This is a genomic window from Cellulomonas timonensis, from assembly GCF_900046455.1.
In the GTDB taxonomy this organism is placed as follows: domain Bacteria; phylum Actinomycetota; class Actinomycetes; order Actinomycetales; family Cellulomonadaceae; genus Cellulomonas_A; species Cellulomonas_A timonensis.
Map to the genome: position 1 here is coordinate 49149 of NZ_FCOT01000010.1, position 22518 is coordinate 71666.

The following is a 22518-nucleotide window of genomic DNA, read 5'->3' on the forward strand; positions in this document are numbered from 1 at the left end:
GTCAGCCCTTCACCGCCCCCGACACCAGCCCGGAGGTCATCCGGCGCTGCACCAGCATGAAGAACACGATCACCGGCAGCGCGAGGAGCGTGGACGCGGCCATCACCTGGCCCCAGTCGACCTCGCGGCTCACGCTCGCCTGCACGAACCCGCGCAGCCACACCGGCAGGGTCTTGGATGACTCCGCCGGCAGCACCACCAGGGCCAGGGTGAACTCGTTCCAGGCCTGCAGGAACGCGTACACGCCGGAGGCGATCAAGCCGGGGGCGAGCAACGGCAGTGTGATCCGCATGAACGCCTGCCAGCGGCTCAGGCCGTCGACCATCGCGGCCTCCTCGAGCTCGACGGGCACCCCGGCGACGAAGCCGCGCAGCATCCAGATCGTGAACGGGACGACGGCCGCGGCGTACAGCACCGAGATGCCGATCACCGAGTTGAGCAGCTGCGCCGAGCCCAGCAGCTTGTACTGCGCGATGAACAGCCCCTCGGCGGGCAGCATCTGCACGACGAGGACCGTCAGGACAAAACTGCGACGGCCGGTGAACCGGTAGCGGCTCACCGCGAGCGCCGCGAGGAACGCCAGGACGATCGCGACGGCCACGGTGAGCGTGGTGATCGCCAGGCTCATCCGCAGCGCGGGCAGGAACGTGCCGCCGTCGAGCACCGCGGCGAAGTTGTCGAGCGACGGCCGGGTCGGCCAGAACGTCGGGGCGCCCGACGTCAGGCGCACGTTCGGCAGCAGCGAGGAGATGAGCATCCAGTAGACGGGGAACGCCCACAGCGCGGCGATGACGAGCGTGATGACGCTCAGCAGCACCCGCATGAGGGTCTGGGGCGCGGGCCCGCCGCGCCGTGGGGCCACGCGGCGCGGCGCTGTGGCCAGCGGCGCCTGGGGGGCCGTCTGGGTGGCGGCTCCGGGGAGGGCGGTCATGGCTGCTCCTCTCGCAGCAGGGTCCGCACGTACGGCCAGCTCAGCGTGACGGTCAGCGCCAGCACGAACATGGACACCGCTGACGCGGCGCCGAAGTCCCCGGAGCCGACGCCCACCTGGTAGATGTACGTGCCGAGCAGGTTGGTCTCGCTGGGCACTCCCCCGGCGTCCTGCAGCAGCTTGATCTGCGCGAAGACCCGCAGGTCCCAGATGAGCTGCAGCAGCAGGACGAGGGCCAGCACGGGGCGCACCATCGGCATGATGATCCCGGTGAACCGCTGGCGCGCGTTCGCCCCGTCGATCTGCGCCGCCTCGAGCACCTCGTCGGGCACCTGGGTGAGCCCGGCGTACACCGAGAACGCCACGAAGGGCACCGACATCCACACGATCACGACGGTGGCGACGAACAAGAACGACAGCGGCTGCTCGAGCCAGGAGTGCCCCACGAAGTCGAATCCGAGCTGGGTCAGCAGGTGGTTGATGACGCCGCGCTGGTAGTCGAACAGCCAGCGCCACACCGTCATGGCCGCCACCACGGGCATCGCCCAGGCGAGCAGCAGCGACACCTGCAGCACCAGGGCGACGGGGCGCGGCACGGCCTTCATCAGCAGGGCCAGGAGCACCCCGATGGCCATTGTCAGCAACGCGTTGACCAGGCAGAAGGCCAGCGAGCGGAGCACGACGCCCCACAGCTCGGGGTCGGTGACCAGGCGGGCGTAGTTGCCCAGGCCCACGAACTCGGCGCTCGCGCCGAACTGCTGCGCCAGGCCGAAGCGCTGCATCGACGTGACGATCTGCCAGCCCACGGGATAGGCCAGCGCGGCGAGCAGCAGGACGACCGCGGGGGCGAGCAAGAAGAAGGGAGCGCGCGGCTTGCGGCGCTTGCGGAGGGCCTCAGCCCGTGGGGGGGTGTCGAGGGTGCGGGACATGGTCATCTCCTTCGTCCGCGCAGGCCGCCCCGGGCCGGACGGCGCGTGCAGGCGCCGTCCGGCCCGGAGCGGTGCGGGTCAGCCGGCCGCGCCGTTGAGGATGGGCGTGGCGGCGGCGTCGAACGCCTTCGCGGTGGCCGTGACGTCAGCCCCGCTGGCGATCTGCCCGAAGAACTCCTCGAGCTTCTTGCTGTTCTCCAGCGCCGCCCAGCCGGGCGCCGCCGGGGTGAGCTTCGCGCCGAGCGCGGACTCGATCAGCGCGGTGGCGAACTGGTCGTCCCCGAGGGCGTCGACGTGGTCCGAGTTGCCCGGGCCCAGGCCGTTCTCACCGAGCATCTGCTGGTACTCGTCCGAGAAGATGATCCGCATCAGGCTCTTCGCCAGCTCCGGGTTCTGCGACTTCGCGGAGATCCCGATGTTGGAGCCGCCGGCGAACACCGGCGCCGGGCCGGTCCCGTCGACGTTGGGGAGCGTGAAGACGCCGAATCGCTCGTCGTTCCACTCCCGCACCTCCTTGCCGTCCTTGGTGACCAGGTCGCCGACGGACCAGTGCGCCCAGCCCGGCGCCATGACCGTCGCCGCGTCGAGCGAGTAGGACGTCGTGGTGCCGTCCGCGGCCTCGACGGCGTCGGAGTCGTTGAGGTGGTTGTAGGTGTTGTCGTCCTTCGCGTCACGCGGCGCCTTCGACGCGCTGGTCCAGATCTCCTGGAGCTGCTCGAGGCCCTTGATCGACTTCGGGTCGGACATCGTGGACGTCCACTGGCCGTCCTTCTGGACCGCGAGCTCGCCGCCGTTGGCGAAGATCCAGGAGATGCCGTTGCGCCAGTCCTGGCCGCCGATCCAGAAGCCCGAGAGGTTCGGGATGCCGTTCGGCTGCGCGGACGTGATGGTGGCGACCGTCTCGTTGAACTCGGCGAGGGTCTTGGGCACCTCGACGCCCGCCGCGGCCCAGAGGTCCTTGCGGTAGAAGACGTACCGCGAGCCGAAGTAGTACGGGAGCGTGAAGTTGGCGCCGTCGACGACCCCCGCCTCCACGAAGCCGGGCACGAGCTTGTCGCCGCCGAGCTCCTCGTACATGTCGCTGATGTCCAGGAACGCGCCCACGTTGGTGAACGTGGAGGACTGCGTGTTGCCGAGCTCGACGACGTCGGGGGTGTTGGCCGCGTCGGGCAGGGCGGTGGTGAGCTTGGTGACCAGGTCGCCCCAGTCCTGCTGCTCGATGACGAGCTTCGATCCCGGGTTCTCGGCCTCGAAGGTCGTCGTCAGGTACTCACGCAGCGTGTCGGGCGTGTCGCCGCCCGCGAGCCACAGGGTGATCGAGCCGGCCTCGCTCGTGTTGTCGCCGGCTGGCTCGCCGGTGGGGCCGTCGCCGCTTCCGCAGGCCGCGAGTGCGAGTGCTGCCGCCACTCCGACGGCCGCCGTCCGTAGGATCTTCACGTTGGTGTTCCTCCCAGGTGCGAGGCGATCGCCGTCTGGCGTCGCCGAGGGTGGTGCGTCCGACCTGCAAGTGGTCGGCTCGGGGTCCTCACGAGACCCCGAGCTGACCGGACAGGACGAGGACGGCGGCTCCGAAGAGCGCGGCGTCCTCTCCCAGTGAGGTGGTGCGTAGCCGCAGGTCATGCCCGATGACGGGCATGGTGCGCTGCCTGACGGCGTCCAGCGCCGCCTCCCGCAGGGGTCCGTCGAGCAGCTCCGGGGGACCGGAGAGCAGGACCTCGGCGAGGTTCAGGGCGCTGATGACGGGCGCCAGCGCGGTGCCCAACAGCCGCCCTGCCGATGCGAGTGCCGCATCGGCGTCGTGGGGTGAGAGCCCGGCGACGCGACGCCGCAGGGCGGGGACCGACAGCACGGTCTCGAGGCATCCACGGCGCCCGCATGCGCAGGGCAGCGCACGGTCTCCCCCGAATGCCTCTTCGCGCTCGTCGACGACTGTGACGTGCCCGATCTCCCCGGCGGCGTCGTGTCGGCCGCGCACGAGGGCGCCGTCGACGACGAGGCCGGCGCCGAGGCCTTGGCCGACGGTCACGACCATGAGCCCGTCGCCGGTGGCGCCGCCGAAGGTCAGCTCGCCCAGCGCGCGGGTGTTGGCGTCGTTCGCGACGTGCACGGGGACGCCGAGCTCACGGGCGAGGTCGGCGGCGAGCGGCACGTCGTACCAGCCTCGGTTGGGGGCCTCGACCACGGCGCCGTCGGCCGCGATGACGCCGGGCGAGCCGATGCCCACCCCGATCACGGGCCGGCTGGCCGCGGCGAGGAGGTCGCGGCACAGGCCGCGCAGCACGTCGACGGCGGGCGTCCCGGTGCGGCCCTCGAGCCGGGCGGTGCGCCGGGCGACCACGTCCCCGACGAGCGTCATGACGGCGCCGTGCAGGCTCTCGTCGTCGGCGAGGTCGATGGCCACCACCTGGAACTCGGCGGTGCGCATCCCGACGAGGATCGCGGGCTTGCCGACCTTGCCCTCCTGGCGGACGCCGAGCTCCTCCACGATCCCTTCGGCGAGCAGCGACGCGACAAGGTCGGAGACGGTGACCCGGGTCAGGCCTGTGCTGCGGGCCAGGTCGGCGCGCGAGGTGGCGCCGGAGTGGAACAGGTGCTGGAGCACCATCGAACGGTGGTGGGCTCGGGCGTGCTCGGGGAGCAGCTTGGCAGTGGGCCGGAGGATGCCCCCCAGTGCCCTGCCGGCGCCGCCGTTGGCTCCGTTCGCGGTGATCGCTGTCACATTTGTTAGTGAACCTGCCTTACTAATCGGCGTCAAGGCTCTTCTGTGACTGTGATCACTTCGTGATGTGCCGGTCTGCCCAGGTTCGACGGCCAGGCTCGACGGGTCAACGCGGCCCGTCGGCCTCCGACCGCTCGGCGCCCCGCGCCCCGATCCAGCCGCGCGCGCCCCGATGCCGCACCGAGCGTGTCGCCACCTCGACGCCTGCCTCGAGGGCCGCCGCCACCTCGTCGCCCAGTGCGAGCCGAGCCGCGAACGCCCCATGCAGCACGTCACCGGCGCCGAGCGTGTCCACCACCGCGCCCGGAGGCAGGGCAGGCGGCTGGACGACGCGCACGCCCTCCCCCTCCCCCGAGTCCGACGCTGTGTCGATCCAGCGCAGCGGGCCGCCGCCCGCCGAGCGCGCGACCGTCCGCGGGCCCAGGGCCGCGACCGCCGCCAAGTCGTCCAGGCTGCCCGGCGGCGCCGTCGGGCCGCCCGCCCACACAGGCGGCAGGCGGAAGTCCGCGGAGAGCACCGCGTGGTCCACGACGGCCAGCAGACCTGCCAGCCCGTCCTTCCAGCTCCCGCCGTCGAGGGCCACCGGGATCCCCCGCTCCCGCGCCGCGGTCGCCAGGGCCACCGCCCCCGCGAGGTGATGGCCGTCGAGCAGCAGAGCCCGCGCGTCGTCGAGCACCCCCGGCAGCACGCCCCAAGCCCGGTCGCCCAGATCCCCCACACCCGTCCCGTTCACCGACGCCACCGCGCGCTCCCCCGTGGACCGTGTGACCAGCACCGTCGACACCGCCGGCGCCGCAGCCTCCCCCTCGACCAGGTCCACCACCTCGACACCAGCCGCCGCGAGGCCCGCCCGCACCAGGTCGGCCACCGGCCCCGAGCCGATCGCCGTCACCAGCCGGGTCGGCACGCCGAGCGCCACCGCCGTCGCGGCGGCATTCGCCGCCGGGCCCCCGAACGTCACCTGGAGATCGCGCGCCACGACCTTCTCGTCCGCAGCCGGCACATGGTCGACCACCTGGAGCACGTCGAGGGTGACCAGGCCGCAGCACACCAGCCAGGGACGACGCGGTTCCATCTGAGACACACCTCCGGGGCTGGGCGCAGCACGCCAGCCGACTGTATCGACCGATCGCCTCGGCTCACCTCGACGAACCCGGTGACCGCTAGGTTGTGCGAGACCGCTGCCACGCCGACGACCGAAGGGCCCCGGATGCACCTGTTCATCGATGCCGACTCGGCATCGCCGCCCTACGAGCAGCTGCGCTCGCAGATCACTGAGCAGGTCCGCTCAGGCGCCGTGCCACCGGGGACCCGGCTGCCCACCGTGCGCAGGCTCGCCGAAGAGCTCGGCCTCGCCGCGAACACCGTCGCCCGCGCCTACCGCGAGCTCGAGCACGGCGGAGTCGTCGAGACGCGCGGCAGGAACGGCACCTTCGTCCGAGCCGCCGACGCGGTGCAGGCCAGCGAGGCCAGGGCAGCCGCGCTCGCCTTCGCCCGCCGTGCCCACGAGCTCGGCCTCGACGACGAGACCGCGCTCGGCTGGGTCCGCGCCGCGCTCGCCGAGCCGGCCTGACGCCAGGATCCGCGCTCGGCGGGACTACTCGGCGGGGACCTGGCGCTCGACCAGGTAGGAGTGGCCGTCCGGGCCCACAACCCGCTCAAGCTGGGTGCGCAGGTCCTGGTCCCGCTCGCGCTCCTCGGCGCTGACCGGGCGGTGCGGGGCTGTCGAGTCGCCGAGTTGCGGCGGCCCGAAGATCGTCAAGAGCTTCTCCGTCACGCGCATGCCCAGTGGGGTACGGGGGGCCTTGCCCGTCATGGCCTTCTCCTTGCCGGCGCCACAGCGGCGCCCTCTGCTCCCATTGTCGGCCCGTCGCCTGGCTGCCCTGCGCCTGGCTGCCCGGCGCCGGGGCGGCCCACCGCAGGGCGGTCGACTAGCAGCCAGGTGGCGCCACCGAGCACCAGGGCTGCGGCGATGACGGCGGGCCACGCGCCGATCGTCGGGGCCACCAGATGCGACCCGACGAACGCGAGCACGGCCACCAGCACCACGGCGCCCACGCGCAGCCATCCGGCTGCCGGCGCCGATCGCCATGCGCACCAGGCGCCACCCGCGAGCAGCACCACGGCGGCGAGCGGTCGCACGCCGGTGAGCTGCCCCACGGCGAAGCCGATCACGAGCGTCAGTGCGGCGAGCACCGCTGTGGGGAGCGCTGCGGCAGGAGGGCGTGGCACGGGCCCCACTCTAGGCGCGCCCCCTCGTCCACCGGCCGTCGGCCAGCCGTCCACCAGCCGTCCACCAGCGCGGAGTCCCGCGTGCGACGCCCCCAGGTGGACATACCGTGGTGCCACTGACCTGACGAGAGGGAGCCCCGTGACGACCGAACCCATCGACGCGACCGCGACGACGGCCTGGACCGACCTCACCGCGCAGCGTGACGCGCTCCGCCCCGACCTGCGCGCCTGGTTCGCCGCCGACCCCGGGCGCACCGAGCGCCTCACGCGCACGGTCGGCGACCTGCACGTCGACCTGTCGAAGAACCTGGTGACCGACCAGACCCTCGAGTCGCTGGTGCGCCTGGCCGACGAGGTCCGCCTGGGTGAGCACATCGAGGCGATGTTCTCCGGCGAGCACATCAACTCCACCGAGGACCGCGCGGTGCTGCACACCGCCCTGCGCCGGCCCGCGTCGGCCAGCCCCGCACTGGTCGTGGACGGCCAGCAGGTCGACACGGACGTGCAGGCCGAGCTCGAGAAGGTCTTCGCGTTCGCCGACAAGGTGCGGTCCGGCGCGTGGACCGGTGTGACGGGCGCCCGGGTGGCGACGGTGGTGAACATCGGCATCGGCGGCTCGGACCTGGGCCCCGTGATGGCCTACGAGGCGCTCGCCCCGTACGTGCAGGACGGCCTCGAGCTGCGGTTCGTCTCCAACATCGACCCGACGGACCTCGCGGAGACGGTCCAGGGCCTGGACCCGACGACCACGCTGTTCATCGTCGCCTCGAAGACGTTCGGCACCATCGAGACGCTCACCAACGCGCGCCTGGCCCGCGAGTGGCTGTGGGAGCAGCTCCTCGCCGCCGGCGCCATCGAGGACACCGACGAGGCTCGCGCGCAGGCCGTGGCCAGCCACTTCGTCGCCGTGTCGACGGCGCTGGACAAGGTCGCCGCGTTCGGCATCGACCCGGCCAACGCGTTCGGGTTCTGGGACTGGGTCGGCGGCCGTTACTCGGTGGACTCCGCGATCGGCACGTCGCTGGCCATCGCGATCGGCCCGGACGGCTTCCGCGACTTCCTGTCCGGCTTCCACACCGTCGACGAGCACTTCCGCACCACGCCGTTCACGCAGAACGTGCCCGTCCTCATGGGCCTGCTCAACGTCTGGTACGTGAACTTCCTCGACGCCGCGACGCACGCCGTGCTCCCGTACGCGCAGCACCTGCACCGGTTCCCGGCGTACCTGCAGCAGCTCACGATGGAGTCGAACGGCAAGTCGGTCCGCTGGGACGGCACGCCCGTCACCACACAGACCGGCGAGGTGTTCTGGGGCGAGCCCGGCACCAACGGGCAGCACGCCTTCTACCAGCTCATCCACCAGGGCACGCGCCTCGTCCCGGCGGACTTCATCGCCGTGGCGAACCCCGCGCACCCGCTCAAGGACGGCGACACCGACGTCCACGAGCTGCTGCTCGCGAACTTCTTCGCGCAGACCAAGGCGCTCGCGTTCGGCAAGACCGCCGACGAGGTCCGCGCCGAGGGCACCGCCGAGGAGATCGTCCCCGCGCGCGTCTTCACGGGCAGCCGTCCCACCACGTCGATCCTGGCCCCCGCGCTGACGCCGTCGGTGCTCGGCCAGCTCATCGCGCTGTACGAGCACATCACCTTCGTGCAGGGCGTGGTCTGGGGCATCAACAGCTTCGACCAGTGGGGCGTCGAGCTCGGCAAGAAGCTCGCCCTGGAGATCGCCCCGGCCGTCTCCGGCGACGCCGAGGCCCTGGTCGCGCAGGACCAGTCCACGCGCAGCCTCATCGAGTACTACCGCGCCCACCGCGGCTGACCGCCGCCTGGGCGCCCGTCGAGGGCCCGCCGGCTCAACCGCCGGCCGGGCCCTCGACGAGCGTCACCTCGGCGCTGTGCGACGTGCCGCCACTGGTCCACTCGAGGGTCACGGTGTCACCGGGCTCGTGCTCGGCGAGCCGTGACGACAAGTCGGCCGCCGAGGTGACAGTCGTGCCGTCGAGCGCGGTGACGACATCCCCCGCGACGAGCCCCGCCGCGTCGGCGGGCGTCCCGGAGAGCACTCCGGCCACAGGCGCGCCCGTGTCCTCCGGCCCGCGCCGCAGCAGCTCGTCAGCCGGCTCGTCGACGCCTAGGCCCCCGGGCCGGGCAGGGCTCTCGGACATCACGAGCTGCACCCCGAGGAATGCGGGGTAGCCGATGGAGACCGTCTCTGTCTCCTCGCCGCTGAGGATCTGCGCGGCGATGTCCAGCACCGTCCCCACCGGGATGGCGTAGCCGCGGATGTCCTCCCTGCCGGTGGACGCCGCCGTCGTCATGGCGACGCCCTCCCCGTCCCCGTCGAGCCCCGCGCCGCCCGAGTCGCCGGAGACGACGTCGGCGTCGACCTCGATGAGCCCGCCGAGCTCGCGTCCCGTGGTGCTCCCCTCGGTGCGCGTGGTGATGGTCCGGTCCATCGACGTGACCAGCCCGGGGGTGGCCAGCAGCTCGCTGGCGCCCCGCGCGTTGCCCACCACCATCACGGAGTCGCCGACGTCGAGGTCCTCGTCCTGGTCGATGACCGCCACGGCGAGGTTGGCGGCGTCGTCGAGCTGCAGCACCGCGACGTCGTTCTCCGCGTCGGAGCCGACCACTGTCGCGGTGTACGCCACTGGCGGCTCGCCCACGGTGACGGTCACCTCGGTGGCCCCGGCGATCACGTGGGTGTTGGTGAGCACCACGCCGTCGGAGGTGAGCACGATGCCGGTGCCGGCGGCCTCGGCCCGCTGGTAGCCGAGCTCGGTGTCGAGGATCGCCATCCCCGCCCGCTCGTCGAGGCTGGCGGCGCGGGGGTCGAGGGTGATCGTCTGCACGGGGGCGGGCGCGGCGGCTCCCGACGGATCGGGCCCCGACGCCAGCGCTGAGCCGCCGGCGAGGACCGCGATCGCCAGGGCGGCGCCGACCCCTCCCGCAGCGACCCGCCGACCTGGCCGATGCGGGTTCCGCATGCGGTCGGCCACAGCGTCGTCTTCCATCGCGCACCCCCTGCGGCCGCGCCCCGAGACGCGGTTCCCCCTGTCTCCAGGAGAACCCACGCGGGCGCTTGGGGCCTGCGCAACGCGAGACGGATCAGGCTGTCGCAGGTCGGGGGCGTGCCGCGCCTGAGGACGCGAGGGCGTGGGACGGCGGAACGGGGTGGTGGGTCAGGCGCGGAACCGCTCGGCGCGCTCGACGACGCGACCGGTGCGGGAGGCCGCATCCCAGCGGTAGACCGTGACGCCGTCGATGAGCACGTGCTCGGCACGCGACGTCATGTCGAGGGGGTCGCCAGACCAGATCACCACGTCGCCGTCGAGGCCCGGCGCCAGCGCCCCCACCCGGCCCTCGAGGCCGAAGAACGACGCGGGGTTGACGGTGAGCGCCTCGAGGGCCGTCTGCCGCGGCAGGCCCTCCTTGACGGCCAATGCCGCCTGGTGGACCAGGAAGTTGATGGGCACGACGGGGTGGTCGGTGGTGATCGCCACCCGCACGCCCGCCGCGGCGATGGTGACGAGGTTCACGATGGCGCGGTCGCGCAACTCGACCTTGGACCGGCTGGTGAGCATCGGGCCGAAGATCACCGGCACGTCCCGCTCGGCGAGCACGTCGGCGATCTTGTGCGCCTCGGTGCCGTGGTTGACCACGAGGCGGTAGCCGAACTCGTCGGCGAGGCGCAGCGCGGTGGCGATGTCGTCGTGGCGGTGGGTGTGCTGGTCCCAGACGAGCTCGCCGTCGAGCACCCGCGCGAGGACTTCGAGCCCCAGGTCGACGGCGAACGGCTCGTCCTTCGCTGCGGCGGAGGCCCGGGCCGCCCGGTAGTCCTGCGCGCGGGTGAACGCCTCCCGGATGACGAGCGCGACGCCGAGCCGCGTCGAGGGGAGCTGCTTCTTGTCCCCGTAGACCCGCTTGGGGTTCTCGCCGAGCGCCGACTTCACGCTGACCACGTCGCTGATCACCTGCTCGTCGATGGTCCGCCCGCCCCACGACTTGATCGCCACGCTCTGGCCGCCGATGGGGTTGCCCGAGCCCGGCTTGACGACGATGGCCGTCACCCCGCCGCTCAGCGCGTCGCGGAACCCCTCGTCGTCGATGTCGATCGCGTCGATGGCGCGCACCGCCGCCATGTTCGGGCCGGTCATCTCGTTGACGTCGTTGCCCTCGACTCCGACGCCCTCCTCGGAGATCCCCACGTGGCCATGCCCCTCGACGAATCCCGGGAGCACCCAGCGGCCTGTCGCGTCCACGCTCTCGGCGTCCGGCGGGATGGGCCCGTCGGCGCCGACCGCCACGATCCGGCCGTCCTCGATCAGCACGACGCCGCCGTCGATGGGCGGCGCGGACACGGGAACGACGAAGCCGCCGGTCACAGCGACGACCGGACGGGTGGGGCGCGGGGTGGAGGTCATCCGCCCACGGTACGACGCAGGCTGGGCCCTCGTGGAGGCCGACGTCACACCGTTGGCGGGCGCGGGCGCGGCCCGGCACGGGCGTACTCTTCAGGCACGGATCCCTTCGGAACGCGGCGGTCAGTCGCCGCGAGGCTCCGCTCTCCAACGACACCCCGGTCCGCCGGGAGTCTGGTGACACATGAGCATCAGCTCGCCTGCCCGCATCCGTCAGCCCCACCGCGCTCCTGCGTCCTCTCTGTGCGTGCATCCCGACTCGTGGTTCGGCTCGGTGCCCTCTGCCCCGGAGGTAGCGGTGCGGCTGGAGCTGGCCACCGGCTCCTCCGTCAGCCCTGTCGGCGGCGCGTGGTGGCCGTGGAGCCGCGACCTCGCCGCCCAGGCGCCGGAGCTGCTGTCCGCGGTGGGCGCGGCCTGCGGGTCGAGCGTGGTGCACGTGGTCTACGACCGTCGCACCTGGGAGCCGGTCCCCCACCGGCTGGCCCTGGGCGACCGGTACGTCAAGTGCGGGTGGTTCGACCTGGCGGACCCGCACCAGGTGTCGCTGCACATGTACGACGGCCGGCGGTTGGTCCTGCTCGTGGTCCCGCCGGAGACTGGCAGGCGCACGGCGCTGCGTGCGATGCACCAGGCCGCGGACCCGCACAACCGCCTGGCCCCGGGGCAGATCCTGCCCCGCTGACCTGCGACTCTGGCACATGCGGCCAGAGTCGTGTACTGTGACAAAGGATTTGCAGTGCTTGGATGTCATTATTCGCGCCGGTCACACGGCGCGCGTTCCCACAAGGGGCGGACGACGAACACCGTAATCACCTGGTCCCGTTAATTCTGCGGGGTCGTCCGTCTTACCTCCTGAGGAGAACAACATGGCTACTGGCACCGTGAAGTGGTTCAACGCCGAAAAGGGCTTCGGCTTCATTGCTCCCGACGACGGCGGCGCCGACGTCTTCGCGCACTACTCGGCCATCGCGAGCAGCGGCTACCGCTCGCTCGACGAGAACCAGAAGGTGCAGTTCGACGTCACGCAGGGCCCCAAGGGCCCGCAGGCCGAGAACATCACGCCGCTCTGATCGAGCGCGCCTGACTCACAAGAACGCCCCGGCCGGGAACGGCCGGGGCGTTCTTGCGTCTGCTGACAGACCTCAGCCACTCATGCCCGTGGACGCCGGGGCCGAGTCCGCAGGCGCGTCCCACAACCGGATCTGACGGCGCTGCCCCTCGAGCAGGTCGGCGGCGTCGATCGTCACCTCGATGATCTCGCCCCCACCGCGGATGCTGACCACCAGATCGTGGTCCGGCGAGGCTGGCGCCAACCGCATCAGCCATGACGAGCGGGACGGCGTCCTCGAGACCCCTCGCACCGAGCGCGGCTCATGCACCGGCGTCGCCAGCGCCAGGCCCGGCTGCCGGGCCAGCACGATGACGCTGTGCTCCGACGCGACCTCCCCGGGCTCACCCGTGAGCATCTGGACGTCCGTCGCGTGGATCGGCGACCCTGGCGGCTCGAGCACGATCACCAGGTACTCCACCTGGGCGTTCCACACCCAGACGGGGCCCACCACGTAGGACATCCCCTCGATCTGCCCCGCGAGCTGAACGCGTGCAACGCATCCCGGCACCACCGTCTCAGCCGGCTCCCACTCGTCGTGGTCCACAGCGCCCCCGTCCCTCGCCCCCTCGGCGGACAGCCGCCCCTGCTCCACCGAACACCGCGCCGCGATGACCGGCAACCGGTCGACACCCGGTGGACATCCAGTGGACACCCGGTGGGCGCAGACGCGATCCCGGGACGCCCTCGCCACGGCTCCCGGCCATGCCGCCTACAGTCGGTGCATGAGCAACGCCCCGAGCGCGGAGTCCACCCGCCTCGACCGCTGGCTGTGGTGCGCGCGGCTGTTCCGCACCCGCGCGCTCGCGGCGGCGGCCTGCAAGTCCGGCCATGTGCGGATCAACGGCGCCCACGCCAAAGCCGCGTCGACAGTCCGCGTCTCCGATGAGATCCGCGTGCGGGCCGACGGCCGGGAGCGGATCGTGGTCGTCTCGCAGATCATCCTCAAACGGGTCGGGGCAGTGGTGGCCGCCGAGTGCTACGTGGACCACACGCCTCCGCCCCCCACTCCCGAGGAGACGCCCGGGGTCCCGGTCCGCGACCGCGGCGCCGGCCGCCCGACGAAGCGTGAGCGGCGCCTGCTCGAGCAGCTCCGGGGCCGTTGACCCGCGGACAGCCTGGTACGAGATCATGGGCGTGACGGAGAATGACGACCAGCACCGCCCCTTGCCCGACGAGCAGAAGGCCCACCGTGAACCAGCCCCGCATGAACGTCGAGTCCTTCAACCTCGACCACCGCACCGTCGCCGCCCCCTACGTGCGGCTCGCCGACACGAAGGTCCTCCCCGGCGGGGACGTCATCACCAAGTACGACGTGCGGTTCTGCCAGCCGAACGTCGACCACCTGGAGATGCCGTCGCTGCACTCGCTCGAGCACCTCATGGCGGAGCACTCGCGCAACCACACCGACCGGGTCATCGACATCTCCCCCATGGGCTGCCAGACGGGGTTCTACGTGATCCTGCAGGGCGAGTGGGAGTACGACGCTGTGCTCGACCTGGTGCAGGCCACGCTCGAGGATGTCCTCTCGGCCACCGAGGTGCCGGCGGCTAACGAGGTGCAGTGCGGCTGGGCCGCGAGCCACACGCTCACGGGCGCGCAGGAGGTCGCTCGCGGCTTCCTCGCCAAGCGCGACGAGTGGGCGCAGGTGAGCGCATGATCGCGATCGACGCCCTCATCGTCACCGCGATGCCGGACGAGTCGGCGCCGTTCGTCGAGCGCGCCGACTTCGTGGGGCAGCCCACGCAGGTGGGGCACGCCGTGCACCGCGCGCTGTCGTTCGGCGGTCGTGGCGTGCTGCTCGTCCAGTGCGGCATCGGCCTGGTGAACGCCGCGACGGCGGCAGCCGTCGCCCTCAACGGGACGAAGGCCCACGTGCTGATCAGCGCCGGCAGCGCCGGGGGCATCGGCGAGTCCGTGCGGGTGGGCGACGTGGTGGTCGGCTCCGAGTACGTGTACTCCGGCGCCGACGCCCGGGCGTTCGGCTACACGCTCGGCCAGGTGCCGGGCATGCCCGCCGTGTACGAGGGTGACGACGCACTGCTCAAGACGGCCGCGAACGCCGACGTCCCCGACCTGCGCGTCCTGACCGGGGCGATGATCTCGGGCGACACGTTCATCGACGCGACGATGGTGGACGCGATCCGGGCGGCCTTCCCCGACGCGCTCTCCACCGATATGGAGTCGGCGGCCCTCGCGCAGACCGCCCACTTGTACGGGGTGCCGTTCCTGTCCGTGCGCGGCATCTCCGACCTGTGCGGGCCCGCGGCGGACTCCGACTTCCTGCAGCATGTCGATGACGCGGCCGAGCGCTCGGCGCGCGTGGTCATCAGCTCGCTGGCGGAGATCACCTCGAGGTACTGACGGACGAGGGCGCCGTCAGATCCGGACGGCGCCCTCGATGCAGCCGACGCAGTCGCCACCGATCCAGACGTCCTGCCCGTCGCCGTGCACGTGCACGCGTCCGTCGCGCTGCAGCGCCGTGCCCTGCCGCACCACATAGGACGATGGGGCGAGCCCCCCGCCGATCAGCCACTGGCCGAACGCGGCATTGAGGCTGCCCGTGACCGGGTCCTCGACGACCCCCATCTCGGGGATGAACGCCCGCACCTCGAAGTCGGCTGCCGACCCACCGTGATGGGGCCCGATCACCCCGAGCGGGGTGTCCCCCATCGCGGCCAGATCGGGGGCGAGTGCGAGCACCGTCTCCGCGGAGTCGAGCAGCAGGCCTGCCCACCCGGGACCGTTGTCGACCCACTGGTGGCCCCGCACCTGCCGGGCGTTGAGCCCCAGGCTCGCGACGGCCCGCCGCAGCGTCTCCTCGTCCAGCGGTCCGGTGCGCAGCAGCGGCGGAGCGGCGAACGCCAGGCGGGAGCCCGTCCGGCGGATGCGCACCAGGCCGGCCCCGCACTCCTGCACCACGACGCCGTCCTGCTGCGAGCAGCCGCCTGCGGCCAGCCACGCATGGCAGGAGCCGAGGGGGGGGTGCCCCGCGAACGGCAGCTCGCCGCCCGGGGGGAAGATCCGCAGGCGGTAGTCGGCGTCGGGGTCCGTCGGCGGCAGCACGAACGTCGTCTCCGACAGGTTGGTCCAGCGGGCGAAGGCCGCCATGTCGGCGTCGGAGATCCCCCGGGCGTCCAGGACGACGGCCACCGGGTTGCCGCGGTAGGGGACGTCGGTGAAGACGTCGACTTGGGCGAACGGCCGGTCAGCGGCGAGGGTCATGGAACGTACCGTGCCACACGGGGAGCATCGGGCTCACCCCCATCGCTGGCGTCACGCGGTGCGGGTCAGCCGCACGTGGGAGACGGCGGAGGACGCGACGAGCTCGGTGCAGGTGTAGTCGCGGGCCACCGGGTCAATCCCGGCGAAGAGCCGCTCGCCGGCGCCCAGCAGCAGCGGCACCACGGCGACGTGGAGCTCGTCCACGAGCCCGGCCCGCAGATACTGCTGGATGGTGTCCGCTCCCCCGCCCAGCCGGACGTCGAGGCCGTCCGCCGCCTCGAAAGCCTGCGCCAGGGCGGACTCGATCCCGTCCACGACGAAGAAGAAGGTGGTGCCGCCCTCCATAGTGACGGGGGGCCGCGGGTGGTGGGTGAGGACGAACACGGGGTGGTGGTACGGCGGGTCCTCGCCCCACCAGCCGGTCCACTTGTCGTCCGGCCACGGTCCGCGCACCGGCCCGAACATGTTGCGCCCGATGATCGTGGCGCCGATGCCCTCGGTCCCCTGGATGATGAAGTCCGCGTCCACGCCGGCGCTGCCGCCTTCCCGGTCGAGCATCGCGCGGCCCGGGCGGGTGGCGAACACCCACTCGTGCAGCAGCTCGCCCCCCACCCCCAGCGGGTGCAGCTCATCCTGGTCGGGGCCGGCGCCGTAGCCGTCGAGCGACATTGAGAAGTTGTGCACGCGCAGCTTGGGCATCATCGCTCCCGTGGTCGTTTCCACTCCCTCAGCCGATCTTGGGCCATCGGGCGGCGTGGGGCCAGCGTGACGGGGTGGTGGTGTCGCGGCTCCGCGGCGCGATCAGGCGAGTCCGCCGACGTGGACGCCCCGCTCCCGCAGCAGCTCGACGCCGGCCGGAGACGGGTCGACGCCCTCCAGGTCCACGCCCAGCAGCGCGGGCAGCTCGGCGAGCGGGGTGATGTCGGCCACCGGGTTCCCGCCGAGCCACAGCTCGTCGAGGGCGCTGAAGCCGGTGAAGCGCGAGGCGTCGTCGATGCGATTCCCGGCGATGTCGAGCATGACCAGGGCGGGCAGCCCGCCCAGCGGCGCGGGGTCGGCCACGCGGTTCGCCGAGATCGTCAGGCGGTTGAGCTCCCCCAGGCCCGCGAGCGGCGACACGTCGGCGATGTCGTTCTCGCTGACGTCCAGGGTGCTCAACCGGCCCAGCCCGGCGAGCGGCGTGAGGTCGACCACCTCGTTGCGCGCGAGGCCGAGGTAGCGCAGGCCCGATGCGGAGGCGAGCGGGTCGAGGTCCCGGATGTGATTGTCGGACAAGCCCACGTCCTGCAGCGGAAGCCCGCGCAGCGGCTCGAGATCGGCCACCTCGTTGTCGGTGAGCTTGAGCCCGCTCAGGACGCCGAGGCCGCTGAGCGGGGTGAGGTCGCGCACGTCGTGGCCGGTCAGGTCGAGCGTCACGAGGTTTCGCAGGGCCTCGATCCCGACCAGGCTCTGGACGCGGGCGGGCTCGTCGGCCCCGGCCAGGTCGAGCTGGCCTGAGGCGCCCGCCTCGCACGTGAGGCTGCGCACCTGCGACAGCGCCGCACGCGACACCTTCGCCGACGGGTCCGCCGTGCCGGTCGCCAACGTCACGCAGGCCGCGAGCTGGGGATCCGCGAAGACCTCCCGCACGGCGATCCTCGGGGCCCACTGGTACCAGGCGCCCGCCCCTCCTGCGGCCAGCATCACGCCGAGGACCACGACCCCGGCGCGCGCCACCCAGCGCGGCCGGGCACGGACCGGCTCCCCGTGCGCTCCCGTTCCGGTCGGCCACCGCAGCCACGAGCTGTCGAAGGCCACGGCCGCGAGCAGGGCGCCGACGGCGAGCAGGGCGATGGCGCGCACGAGGTCAGAGCTGGTGACCAACGACATCGACGGGACGAGCCGCAGCGTGCGCCACGCGTTGAGCAGCGACGACATCGCGAAGAACCCGCAGGTGAGGACCAGGAGCCCCACCGAGGCCAGGGCCAGGGCCCGGCGGTACGCGCTGCGGCTGCGGGCCATCGCCACACCCGCCAGGGCCAACGCCACGCCGGCCAGCACCCAACCCCAGGGCGCCAGCCCGTAGCCGGAGACCACGAAGATGCGCCAGTGGATCGTCGCGAGGCGCAGCGAGAGGAACCGCAGCTCGGCCGCGAGCACCAGGCCCGCCACGGCGAGAGCCGCGCCCGCGATCACCAGGGCCACGCCCCGGCGGCGACGATCGGCCTCCGACACCGTGAGCAGCAACGCCGGCGACAGGCCGAGGACCAGCATCAGCACGCCCAACGGGCGGCTGGCGCTCGATCCCATCAACTGCGCCGCCACGGGCAGCGCCGCCAGCCCCACGATCCCCGCCACCACGAACCAGACCCACTGCCGTCGACGCATCCGTCGAGTATCGGGGCGCCGGCGGCCACCCGGAGGAGTGGGCATGACATTCCGCCAAACGGGCTACCCTCACACCCGGGTGATGGAGCGATCGATCCCCGTTCGAGGCATTTTCCGGTTCAGCCCTGCGCGTTCGCACGGCTTCTGCGACGAGCGAGGCAGACAGCTCCATGATGGGCGCACACCATGCCGCCACCGGCGCGGCGGCCTGGGTGGCCGTCGCTGGCACCGTCCCCTACACCCTCGGCTGGTACCCGGTCTCCAGCTCCGGGCTCCTCGTCGGCTCCGTCGTGTGCGCCGGCGCCGCGCTGCTGCCCGACGCCGACCACCACTCCGGGACGATCAGCCAGTCGCTGCCGCCGCTGTCCCGCTGGGTGACGCGCGGCGTCTCGGCGGTCTCCGGCGGCCACCGCAACGGCACCCACTCGCTGCTGGCGGTTCCTGTCGCGACGGGAGGCGCCATCCTCCTGGGGCTGATCGGCGTGCACAGCGAGACGTTCGGCCGGATCGCGATCGGCGCGGGCCTGCTGTCGGTGCTGCTGGTCGCCTACGCGCTCAAGGCGTTCCGGCTGACCAAGGAGGGCACCTGGCTGCGGTCCTGGGTGCTGGCGATCTCCCTCTCGGTGGCTGTCACGTTGTTCTCCTCGAGCCGCTGGGAGTGGCTGCCCGTCTGCGTGGGGCTGGGCGTGAGCGTGCACATCGTCGGCGACATGCTCACCAAGGGCGGCGTCGCGCTGCTGTGGCCGTGGGAGCCGCGCCCACCCCGCTGGTGGACGCGGACCCCGGGGCTCAACCGGGTCTGGCAGCGCGGCGGGAACATCGGCCTGCCGATCCTCGGGCGCACCGGATCGGCCCGCGAGTGGGCGTTCGCGATCCCGGTGTCGTTGTACGCCAGCTACGGCGCCGTGGCCGCGGTGATGGGCATGCTGGACTAGCCGACGCCTCCCTCAGAGCACCGCCGCGTCTGTCGGCTCCGGGTCTCCCCGGTCGGGTGTCATAGCCAGCCGCGCGCCGGGGATCGCGTCCAGCAGCTCGCGGGTGTACTCCTCGCGCGGATGGTCGAACACCTCGTCCGTCGTGGCGGCCTCGACGATCCGGCCATCCTGCATGACGCACACCTCGTCGGCGATCTGCCGCACCACCGCCAGGTCGTGGGTGATGAACAGGTAGGTCAGCCCCAGCTCGGTCTGCAGGTCGTTGAGCAGCGTCAGCACCTGGGCCTGCACCAGCACGTCGAGGGCGGAGACGGCCTCGTCGCACACGATCATCTCGGGCTCCAGGGCCAGGGCCCGCGCGATGGCGATGCGCTGGCGCTGCCCGCCGGACAGCTCGTTGGGGAACCGGCGCATCGTCGAGGCCGGCAGCGCCACCAGGTCCAGCAGCTCGCGCACCCGCGCCTCACGCGTGCGCTTGTCGCCCACGCCGTGGATGCGCAGCGGCTCCTCGATGGTGCGGTAGATGGAGTACATCGGGTCCAGCGAGCCGTACGGGTTCTGGAAGATCGGCTGCACGCGGCGGCGGAAGTCGAACAGCCGCCGTCGGTCGAGCGTGCTGACGTCGGTCCCGTCGATGAGCACGCGGCCGCTGGTGGGCTCGAGCAGGTTGAGCACGATCTTCGCCACCGTGGACTTCCCCGACCCCGACTCCCCCACCAGCGCCGTGGTGGTGCCCCGCGGGATGGCAAACGTGACGTCGTCGACGGCGGTGAGCTCGCGCGTGGCGCCGGGGCGGCCGCCCGGCAGCCGGAACACCCGGGTCAGGTGCTCGACGCTGATGATGTCGTCGCGGCGGCTGGGGCCGTCGTCGCCAGCATGTGTGAGCAGCTCGCTGGAGCGGACGCCCCGCTCCTTCGCGCTCTGGATGCGGCGCGAGGCCAGCGACGGCGCCGAGGCGACGAGGCGCCGGGTGTACGGGTGGCTGGGGTCCGCGAGGATCTCGCGGGCGGGCCCGGACTCCACGACCTTCCCCCGGTACATCACCACCAGGTGGTCGGCGCGCTCGGCGGCCAGCCCCAGGTCGTGGGTGATGAACAGCACCGCGGTGCCGAGCTCCCGGGTGAGCCCTTGCAGGTGGTCCAGGACGGTGCGCTGCACCGTGACGTCGAGCGCCGAGGTGGGCTCGTCGGCGATGAGCAGCTGGGGGCGCGCGGCCAGGCCGATGGCGATCAGCGCGCGCTGCAGCATCCCGCCGGAGAACTGGTGCGGGTACTGCTTGGCCCGCCGGGCGGCGTCGCGCAGCCCCGCCTCGGCCAGCAGCTCGTTCGCGCGCGCCGTGGCGGCCGATCCCGTGGCGACCCCGTTGGCGCGCAGCGCCTCCTTGACCTGGAACCCGACCTTCCACACCGGGTTGAGGTTGGACATCGGGTCCTGTGGGACGAGCCCGATCTCCTTGCCGCGCAGCGCCACCATGTCCTTGGCGTCCGCCTGCGTGATGTCGACGCCGCCGAACTCGATCGTCCCCCCGGTGACCTTCCCCGTGCCGGGCAGCAGGCCGATCACGGCATGCGCGGTCGTGGACTTGCCCGACCCGGACTCGCCGACGATCGCGACCGTCTGGCCCGGGTAGACCGTCAGGCTCACGCCGCGCACCGCCTGCACCAGGCCGTTCGCGGTGGCGAAGGACACCTCCAGGTCGCTGATGCGCAACAGCGGCTCGACGGTCGTGGCGAGTGGGGGGGCCTGGGTGTCGATCTCGACGGGGATCATCGGGTGCGCGCCTTCGGGTCCAGGGCGTCGCGCACGGCGTCGCCCATCATGATGAAGCTGAGCACGGTCAACGCGAGCGCCGCCGACGGGTAGAACAGCACCATCGGCTCGCTGCGCAGCGACGTCTGCGCCTTCGCGATGTCGGCGCCCCACGAGGTGATCTGCGGCGGCAGCCCGATGCCCAGGAAGGACAGCGTCGCCTCGGCCACGATGTAGGTGCCGAGCGCCACCGTCGAGGTCACGATGACCGGGCCGGAGGCATTGGGCGCCACATGCCGGATGAGCGTCGCGAGCCGGGAGGCGCCGAGCGCACGCGCGGCGGTGACGAACTCCGAGTGCCGCACCGCGACGACCGCCCCGCGAGTCACGCGGGCGAGCTGCGGCCAGCCGAAGATGCCCAGCACGAGCACCACCGTGAGGATGTTGCGGCTCTCCTTGAACATCTGCATGACGACGATCGCGGCGAGCACCAGCGGGATCGCGAAGAAGATGTCCGTCACGCGGGACAGCAGCGAGTCGAACCACCCGCCGTAGAACCCGGCGACGCCGCCCACGATCCCGCCGACGATGAGCACGAGCAGCGTGGTCAGCACGCCGGTGGCCACTGACGCCCGGGCGCCGTAGATGGTGCGGGCGTAGATGTCGCAGCCCTGCCGGTCGAAGCCGAACGGGTGCCCGGCGGTCGGCTCGCCCAACGAGTTCCGCAACTCGCAGAACCGGGGATCGAGCGACGTGAACATCGATGGGAACGCGGCCACCAGCAGCACCAGGGCGATCAGCGCGGCCGAGACCCAGAACAGCGGGCGGCGGCGCAGGTTCTGCCAGGCGTCGGCCCACAGGCTCGTGGGCGCGGACGTCTCGTCGACCTGGTCGACGAGGCCCAGCTCGGTGTCGGCCGCGAAGAAGTGGGCCTGATCCGGTCGTACGGGGGCGTCAGGCATAACGGATCCTCGGGTCCAGGGCCGCGTAGAGCACGTCGACGAGCAGGTTCGCGGCGATGTAGATGACGACCAGCACCGTGGTCAGGGACACGACGGTGGACGACTGCCCCTGCAGGATCGCCCGGTACAGCGTCCCTCCGACGCCGTTGATGTTGAAGATGCCCTCGGTGATGATCGCCCCGCCCATCAGGGCGCCCAGATCGGCCCCGAGGAACGTCACCACCGGGATCAGCGAGTTGCGCAGCACATGCACCGTGACCACCCGTGGCCGCGACAGGCCCTTGGCGGTGGCGGTGCGCACGTAGTCAGCGGTGAGGTTCTCCGCGACGGAGGTGCGCGTCAGGCGCAGCACGTACGCCAACGACACGGCGCCCAACACCATCGCGGGCAGCAGCAGCGTCCGCACGCTCACGTCCGAGCCGACAGTCGGCGGCAGCACGCCCCACTTCACCCCCACGGTGAACTGGAGCACGAAGCCGATCACGAAGGTGGGCACCGCGATGACGAACAGGCTCACGATCAGCACCGTCGCGTCGAAGGCCTTGCCCTTGCGCAGCCCGGCGACGAGCCCCGCGGCCACTCCGAGCACCGCCTCGAAGACGAGGGCCATGAACGCGAGCATGAACGTGGTGGGCAGCGCCTCGCCGATGACGTCACGGACGGACCGGCCGGAGAACGTCGTCCCGAAGTCGAACGTCACGACGCCCTTGAGATACAGCAGGTACTGCACCAGGAAGGGCTTGTCGAGGTTGAAGCTCTCGCGGATGCGCTCGACGAGCGCGGGACTGAGCCCGCGGTCGCCGCCCAACGCCGCGACGGGATCGCCAGGGAGGGCGAAGACCATCGCGTAGATCAGCAGCGTCGCCCCCAAGAACACGGGGATCGTCTGCACGAGCCGTCGGCCGATGTACCAGGCCACAGCGGGACCTCCTCAGGT

General features: G+C 72.1%; 24 protein-coding genes. 8 read left to right on the top strand and 16 right to left on the bottom strand.

Annotated features, from left to right (window positions below; translation table 11 throughout):
* Nucleotide 1: 1 nt before the first annotated feature.
* From BN3788_RS03850 to BN3788_RS03870, 5 genes are all read right to left on the bottom strand, one after another.
* A complete protein-coding gene (locus BN3788_RS03850; RefSeq protein ID WP_390619683.1) occupies nucleotides 2-931 on the bottom strand; it encodes a carbohydrate ABC transporter permease in 930 nt (309 codons plus the stop codon).
* The gene (locus BN3788_RS03855) at nucleotides 928-1866 is read right to left on the bottom strand and encodes a carbohydrate ABC transporter permease (protein ID WP_066582519.1); all 939 of its coding nucleotides are present in this window, start codon (nucleotides 1864-1866) and stop codon (nucleotides 928-930) included. Before BN3788_RS03855 ends, BN3788_RS03850 begins: the two co-directional genes overlap by 4 nt.
* Before the next feature lie 72 nt (nucleotides 1867-1938).
* Nucleotides 1939-3297, bottom strand: a complete 1359-nt coding sequence (locus tag BN3788_RS03860) for an extracellular solute-binding protein (RefSeq protein WP_066582520.1) — start codon at nucleotides 3295-3297, stop codon at nucleotides 1939-1941.
* A gap of 88 nt (nucleotides 3298-3385) precedes the next feature.
* Nucleotides 3386-4570, bottom strand: coding sequence for an ROK family transcriptional regulator (locus BN3788_RS03865; protein ID WP_066582796.1), 1185 nt, complete (start codon nucleotides 4568-4570; stop codon nucleotides 3386-3388).
* Between the two features lie 115 nt (nucleotides 4571-4685).
* Nucleotides 4686-5654, bottom strand: a complete 969-nt coding sequence (locus tag BN3788_RS03870; protein ID WP_066582521.1) for a PfkB family carbohydrate kinase — start codon at nucleotides 5652-5654, stop codon at nucleotides 4686-4688.
* Nucleotides 5655-5789: 135 nt separating this feature from the next.
* On the opposite strand from BN3788_RS03870, the gene BN3788_RS03875 reads away from it, so the two are divergent.
* Nucleotides 5790-6152 carry a GntR family transcriptional regulator gene (locus BN3788_RS03875; protein WP_066582522.1) on the top strand — a complete coding sequence of 121 codons (363 nt, stop codon included), beginning with the start codon at nucleotides 5790-5792 and terminating at the stop codon, nucleotides 6150-6152.
* Between the two features lie 24 nt (nucleotides 6153-6176).
* Here BN3788_RS03875 and BN3788_RS03880 read toward each other — a convergent pair whose 3' ends face one another.
* Entirely contained in the window at nucleotides 6177-6395 is a 219-nt protein-coding gene (locus BN3788_RS03880) for a hypothetical protein (RefSeq protein ID WP_234346472.1), read from the bottom strand.
* Nucleotides 6392-6811, bottom strand: coding sequence for a hypothetical protein (locus BN3788_RS03885; RefSeq protein WP_187138354.1), 420 nt, complete (start codon nucleotides 6809-6811; stop codon nucleotides 6392-6394). Before BN3788_RS03885 ends, BN3788_RS03880 begins: the two co-directional genes overlap by 4 nt.
* A 139-nt stretch (nucleotides 6812-6950) precedes the next feature.
* Between BN3788_RS03885 and pgi the strand changes: the two genes are divergently transcribed.
* Nucleotides 6951-8633 carry a glucose-6-phosphate isomerase gene (gene pgi, locus BN3788_RS03890; RefSeq protein WP_066582523.1) on the top strand — a complete coding sequence of 561 codons (1683 nt, stop codon included), beginning with the start codon at nucleotides 6951-6953 and terminating at the stop codon, nucleotides 8631-8633.
* Between the two features lie 34 nt (nucleotides 8634-8667).
* On the opposite strand, the gene BN3788_RS03895 is transcribed toward pgi, so the two are convergent.
* Both BN3788_RS03895 and BN3788_RS03900 read right to left on the bottom strand, forming a co-directional pair.
* Entirely contained in the window at nucleotides 8668-9828 is a 1161-nt protein-coding gene (locus BN3788_RS03895; RefSeq protein ID WP_108723775.1) for a S1C family serine protease, read from the bottom strand.
* 168 nt (nucleotides 9829-9996) lie between these two features.
* A complete protein-coding gene (locus tag BN3788_RS03900; protein WP_066582525.1) occupies nucleotides 9997-11238 on the bottom strand; it encodes an amidohydrolase in 1242 nt (413 codons plus the stop codon).
* Nucleotides 11239-11482: 244 nt separating this feature from the next.
* Between BN3788_RS03900 and BN3788_RS03905 the strand changes: the two genes are divergently transcribed.
* Together BN3788_RS03905 and BN3788_RS03910 are read left to right on the top strand one after the other, a co-directional pair.
* On the top strand, nucleotides 11483-11917 hold the full coding sequence (locus BN3788_RS03905) for a DUF5994 family protein (protein ID WP_147525043.1): 435 nt from the start codon (nucleotides 11483-11485) through the stop codon (nucleotides 11915-11917).
* Between the two features lie 184 nt (nucleotides 11918-12101).
* The gene (locus BN3788_RS03910; RefSeq protein WP_066582527.1) at nucleotides 12102-12305 is read left to right on the top strand and encodes a cold-shock protein; all 204 of its coding nucleotides are present in this window, start codon (nucleotides 12102-12104) and stop codon (nucleotides 12303-12305) included.
* Nucleotides 12306-12377: 72 nt separating this feature from the next.
* Here BN3788_RS03910 and BN3788_RS03915 read toward each other — a convergent pair whose 3' ends face one another.
* On the bottom strand, nucleotides 12378-12890 hold the full coding sequence (locus BN3788_RS03915) for a hypothetical protein (RefSeq protein WP_147525044.1): 513 nt from the start codon (nucleotides 12888-12890) through the stop codon (nucleotides 12378-12380).
* A 178-nt stretch (nucleotides 12891-13068) separates the two neighbouring features.
* Here BN3788_RS03915 and BN3788_RS03920 point away from each other — a divergent pair, with 178 nt between their 5' ends.
* From BN3788_RS03920 to BN3788_RS03930, 3 genes are all read left to right on the top strand, one after another.
* Complete coding sequence (locus tag BN3788_RS03920) at nucleotides 13069-13449, top strand: RNA-binding S4 domain-containing protein (protein ID WP_066582798.1); 381 nt, start codon at nucleotides 13069-13071, stop codon at nucleotides 13447-13449.
* Between the two features lie 101 nt (nucleotides 13450-13550).
* Nucleotides 13551-14003: an S-ribosylhomocysteine lyase gene (locus BN3788_RS03925; RefSeq protein ID WP_066582529.1), complete on the top strand. Its 453-nt coding sequence runs from the start codon at nucleotides 13551-13553 to the stop codon at nucleotides 14001-14003.
* The gene (locus tag BN3788_RS03930) at nucleotides 14000-14707 is read left to right on the top strand and encodes a 5'-methylthioadenosine/adenosylhomocysteine nucleosidase (protein ID WP_066582530.1); all 708 of its coding nucleotides are present in this window, start codon (nucleotides 14000-14002) and stop codon (nucleotides 14705-14707) included. Before BN3788_RS03925 ends, BN3788_RS03930 begins: the two co-directional genes overlap by 4 nt.
* Before the next feature lie 15 nt (nucleotides 14708-14722).
* Here BN3788_RS03930 and BN3788_RS03935 read toward each other — a convergent pair whose 3' ends face one another.
* From BN3788_RS03935 to BN3788_RS03945, 3 genes are all read right to left on the bottom strand, one after another.
* Nucleotides 14723-15568: a PhzF family phenazine biosynthesis protein gene (locus tag BN3788_RS03935; RefSeq protein WP_066582531.1), complete on the bottom strand. Its 846-nt coding sequence runs from the start codon at nucleotides 15566-15568 to the stop codon at nucleotides 14723-14725.
* A gap of 51 nt (nucleotides 15569-15619) precedes the next feature.
* Nucleotides 15620-16267 carry a dihydrofolate reductase family protein gene (locus BN3788_RS03940; protein ID WP_066582799.1) on the bottom strand — a complete coding sequence of 216 codons (648 nt, stop codon included), beginning with the start codon at nucleotides 16265-16267 and terminating at the stop codon, nucleotides 15620-15622.
* A 102-nt stretch (nucleotides 16268-16369) separates the two neighbouring features.
* Nucleotides 16370-17935, bottom strand: a complete 1566-nt coding sequence (locus BN3788_RS03945) for a leucine-rich repeat domain-containing protein (protein WP_066582532.1) — start codon at nucleotides 17933-17935, stop codon at nucleotides 16370-16372.
* 173 nt (nucleotides 17936-18108) lie between these two features.
* On the opposite strand from BN3788_RS03945, the gene BN3788_RS03950 reads away from it, so the two are divergent.
* A complete protein-coding gene (locus tag BN3788_RS03950) occupies nucleotides 18109-18870 on the top strand; it encodes a metal-dependent hydrolase (protein ID WP_159066849.1) in 762 nt (253 codons plus the stop codon).
* 12 nt (nucleotides 18871-18882) lie between these two features.
* Here the strand turns inward: BN3788_RS03950 and BN3788_RS03955 are convergent, their stop codons facing one another.
* The 3 genes from BN3788_RS03955 to BN3788_RS03965 are packed head-to-tail and all read right to left on the bottom strand — an operon-like array spanning nucleotide 18883 to nucleotide 22500.
* Nucleotides 18883-20640, bottom strand: a complete 1758-nt coding sequence (locus BN3788_RS03955; RefSeq protein ID WP_066582534.1) for a dipeptide ABC transporter ATP-binding protein — start codon at nucleotides 20638-20640, stop codon at nucleotides 18883-18885.
* Complete coding sequence (locus BN3788_RS03960) at nucleotides 20637-21581, bottom strand: ABC transporter permease (protein ID WP_066582535.1); 945 nt, start codon at nucleotides 21579-21581, stop codon at nucleotides 20637-20639. Before BN3788_RS03960 ends, BN3788_RS03955 begins: the two co-directional genes overlap by 4 nt.
* On the bottom strand, nucleotides 21574-22500 hold the full coding sequence (locus BN3788_RS03965) for an ABC transporter permease (RefSeq protein WP_066582536.1): 927 nt from the start codon (nucleotides 22498-22500) through the stop codon (nucleotides 21574-21576). The genes BN3788_RS03960 and BN3788_RS03965 overlap by 8 nt, the downstream gene beginning before the upstream one ends.
* Between the last annotated feature and the right edge of the window lie 18 nt (nucleotides 22501-22518).

Excerpts from the sequence above, each read along its gene's own strand:
- BN3788_RS03850 (WP_390619683.1), bottom strand. The coding sequence starts at position 931 with ATGACCGCCCTCCCCGGAGCCGCCACCCAGACGGCCCCCCAGGCGCCG.
- BN3788_RS03855 (WP_066582519.1), bottom strand. The coding sequence starts at position 1,866 with ATGACCATGTCCCGCACCCTCGACACCCCCCCACGGGCTGAGGCCCTC.
- BN3788_RS03870 (WP_066582521.1), bottom strand. The coding sequence starts at position 5,654 with ATGGAACCGCGTCGTCCCTGGCTGGTGTGCTGCGGCCTGGTCACCCTC.
- BN3788_RS03875 (WP_066582522.1), top strand. The coding sequence starts at position 5,790 with ATGCACCTGTTCATCGATGCCGACTCGGCATCGCCGCCCTACGAGCAG.
- BN3788_RS03880 (WP_234346472.1), bottom strand. The coding sequence starts at position 6,395 with ATGACGGGCAAGGCCCCCCGTACCCCACTGGGCATGCGCGTGACGGAG.
- BN3788_RS03895 (WP_108723775.1), bottom strand. The coding sequence starts at position 9,828 with ATGGAAGACGACGCTGTGGCCGACCGCATGCGGAACCCGCATCGGCCA.
- BN3788_RS03900 (WP_066582525.1), bottom strand. The coding sequence starts at position 11,238 with ATGACCTCCACCCCGCGCCCCACCCGTCCGGTCGTCGCTGTGACCGGC.
- BN3788_RS03910 (WP_066582527.1), top strand. The coding sequence starts at position 12,102 with ATGGCTACTGGCACCGTGAAGTGGTTCAACGCCGAAAAGGGCTTCGGC.
- BN3788_RS03920 (WP_066582798.1), top strand. The coding sequence starts at position 13,069 with ATGAGCAACGCCCCGAGCGCGGAGTCCACCCGCCTCGACCGCTGGCTG.
- BN3788_RS03925 (WP_066582529.1), top strand. The coding sequence starts at position 13,551 with ATGAACGTCGAGTCCTTCAACCTCGACCACCGCACCGTCGCCGCCCCC.
- BN3788_RS03930 (WP_066582530.1), top strand. The coding sequence starts at position 14,000 with ATGATCGCGATCGACGCCCTCATCGTCACCGCGATGCCGGACGAGTCG.
- BN3788_RS03935 (WP_066582531.1), bottom strand. The coding sequence starts at position 15,568 with ATGACCCTCGCCGCTGACCGGCCGTTCGCCCAAGTCGACGTCTTCACC.
- BN3788_RS03940 (WP_066582799.1), bottom strand. The coding sequence starts at position 16,267 with ATGCCCAAGCTGCGCGTGCACAACTTCTCAATGTCGCTCGACGGCTAC.
- BN3788_RS03945 (WP_066582532.1), bottom strand. The coding sequence starts at position 17,935 with ATGCGTCGACGGCAGTGGGTCTGGTTCGTGGTGGCGGGGATCGTGGGG.
- BN3788_RS03950 (WP_159066849.1), top strand. The coding sequence starts at position 18,109 with ATGGGCGCACACCATGCCGCCACCGGCGCGGCGGCCTGGGTGGCCGTC.
- BN3788_RS03955 (WP_066582534.1), bottom strand. The coding sequence starts at position 20,640 with ATGATCCCCGTCGAGATCGACACCCAGGCCCCCCCACTCGCCACGACC.
- BN3788_RS03960 (WP_066582535.1), bottom strand. The coding sequence starts at position 21,581 with ATGCCTGACGCCCCCGTACGACCGGATCAGGCCCACTTCTTCGCGGCC.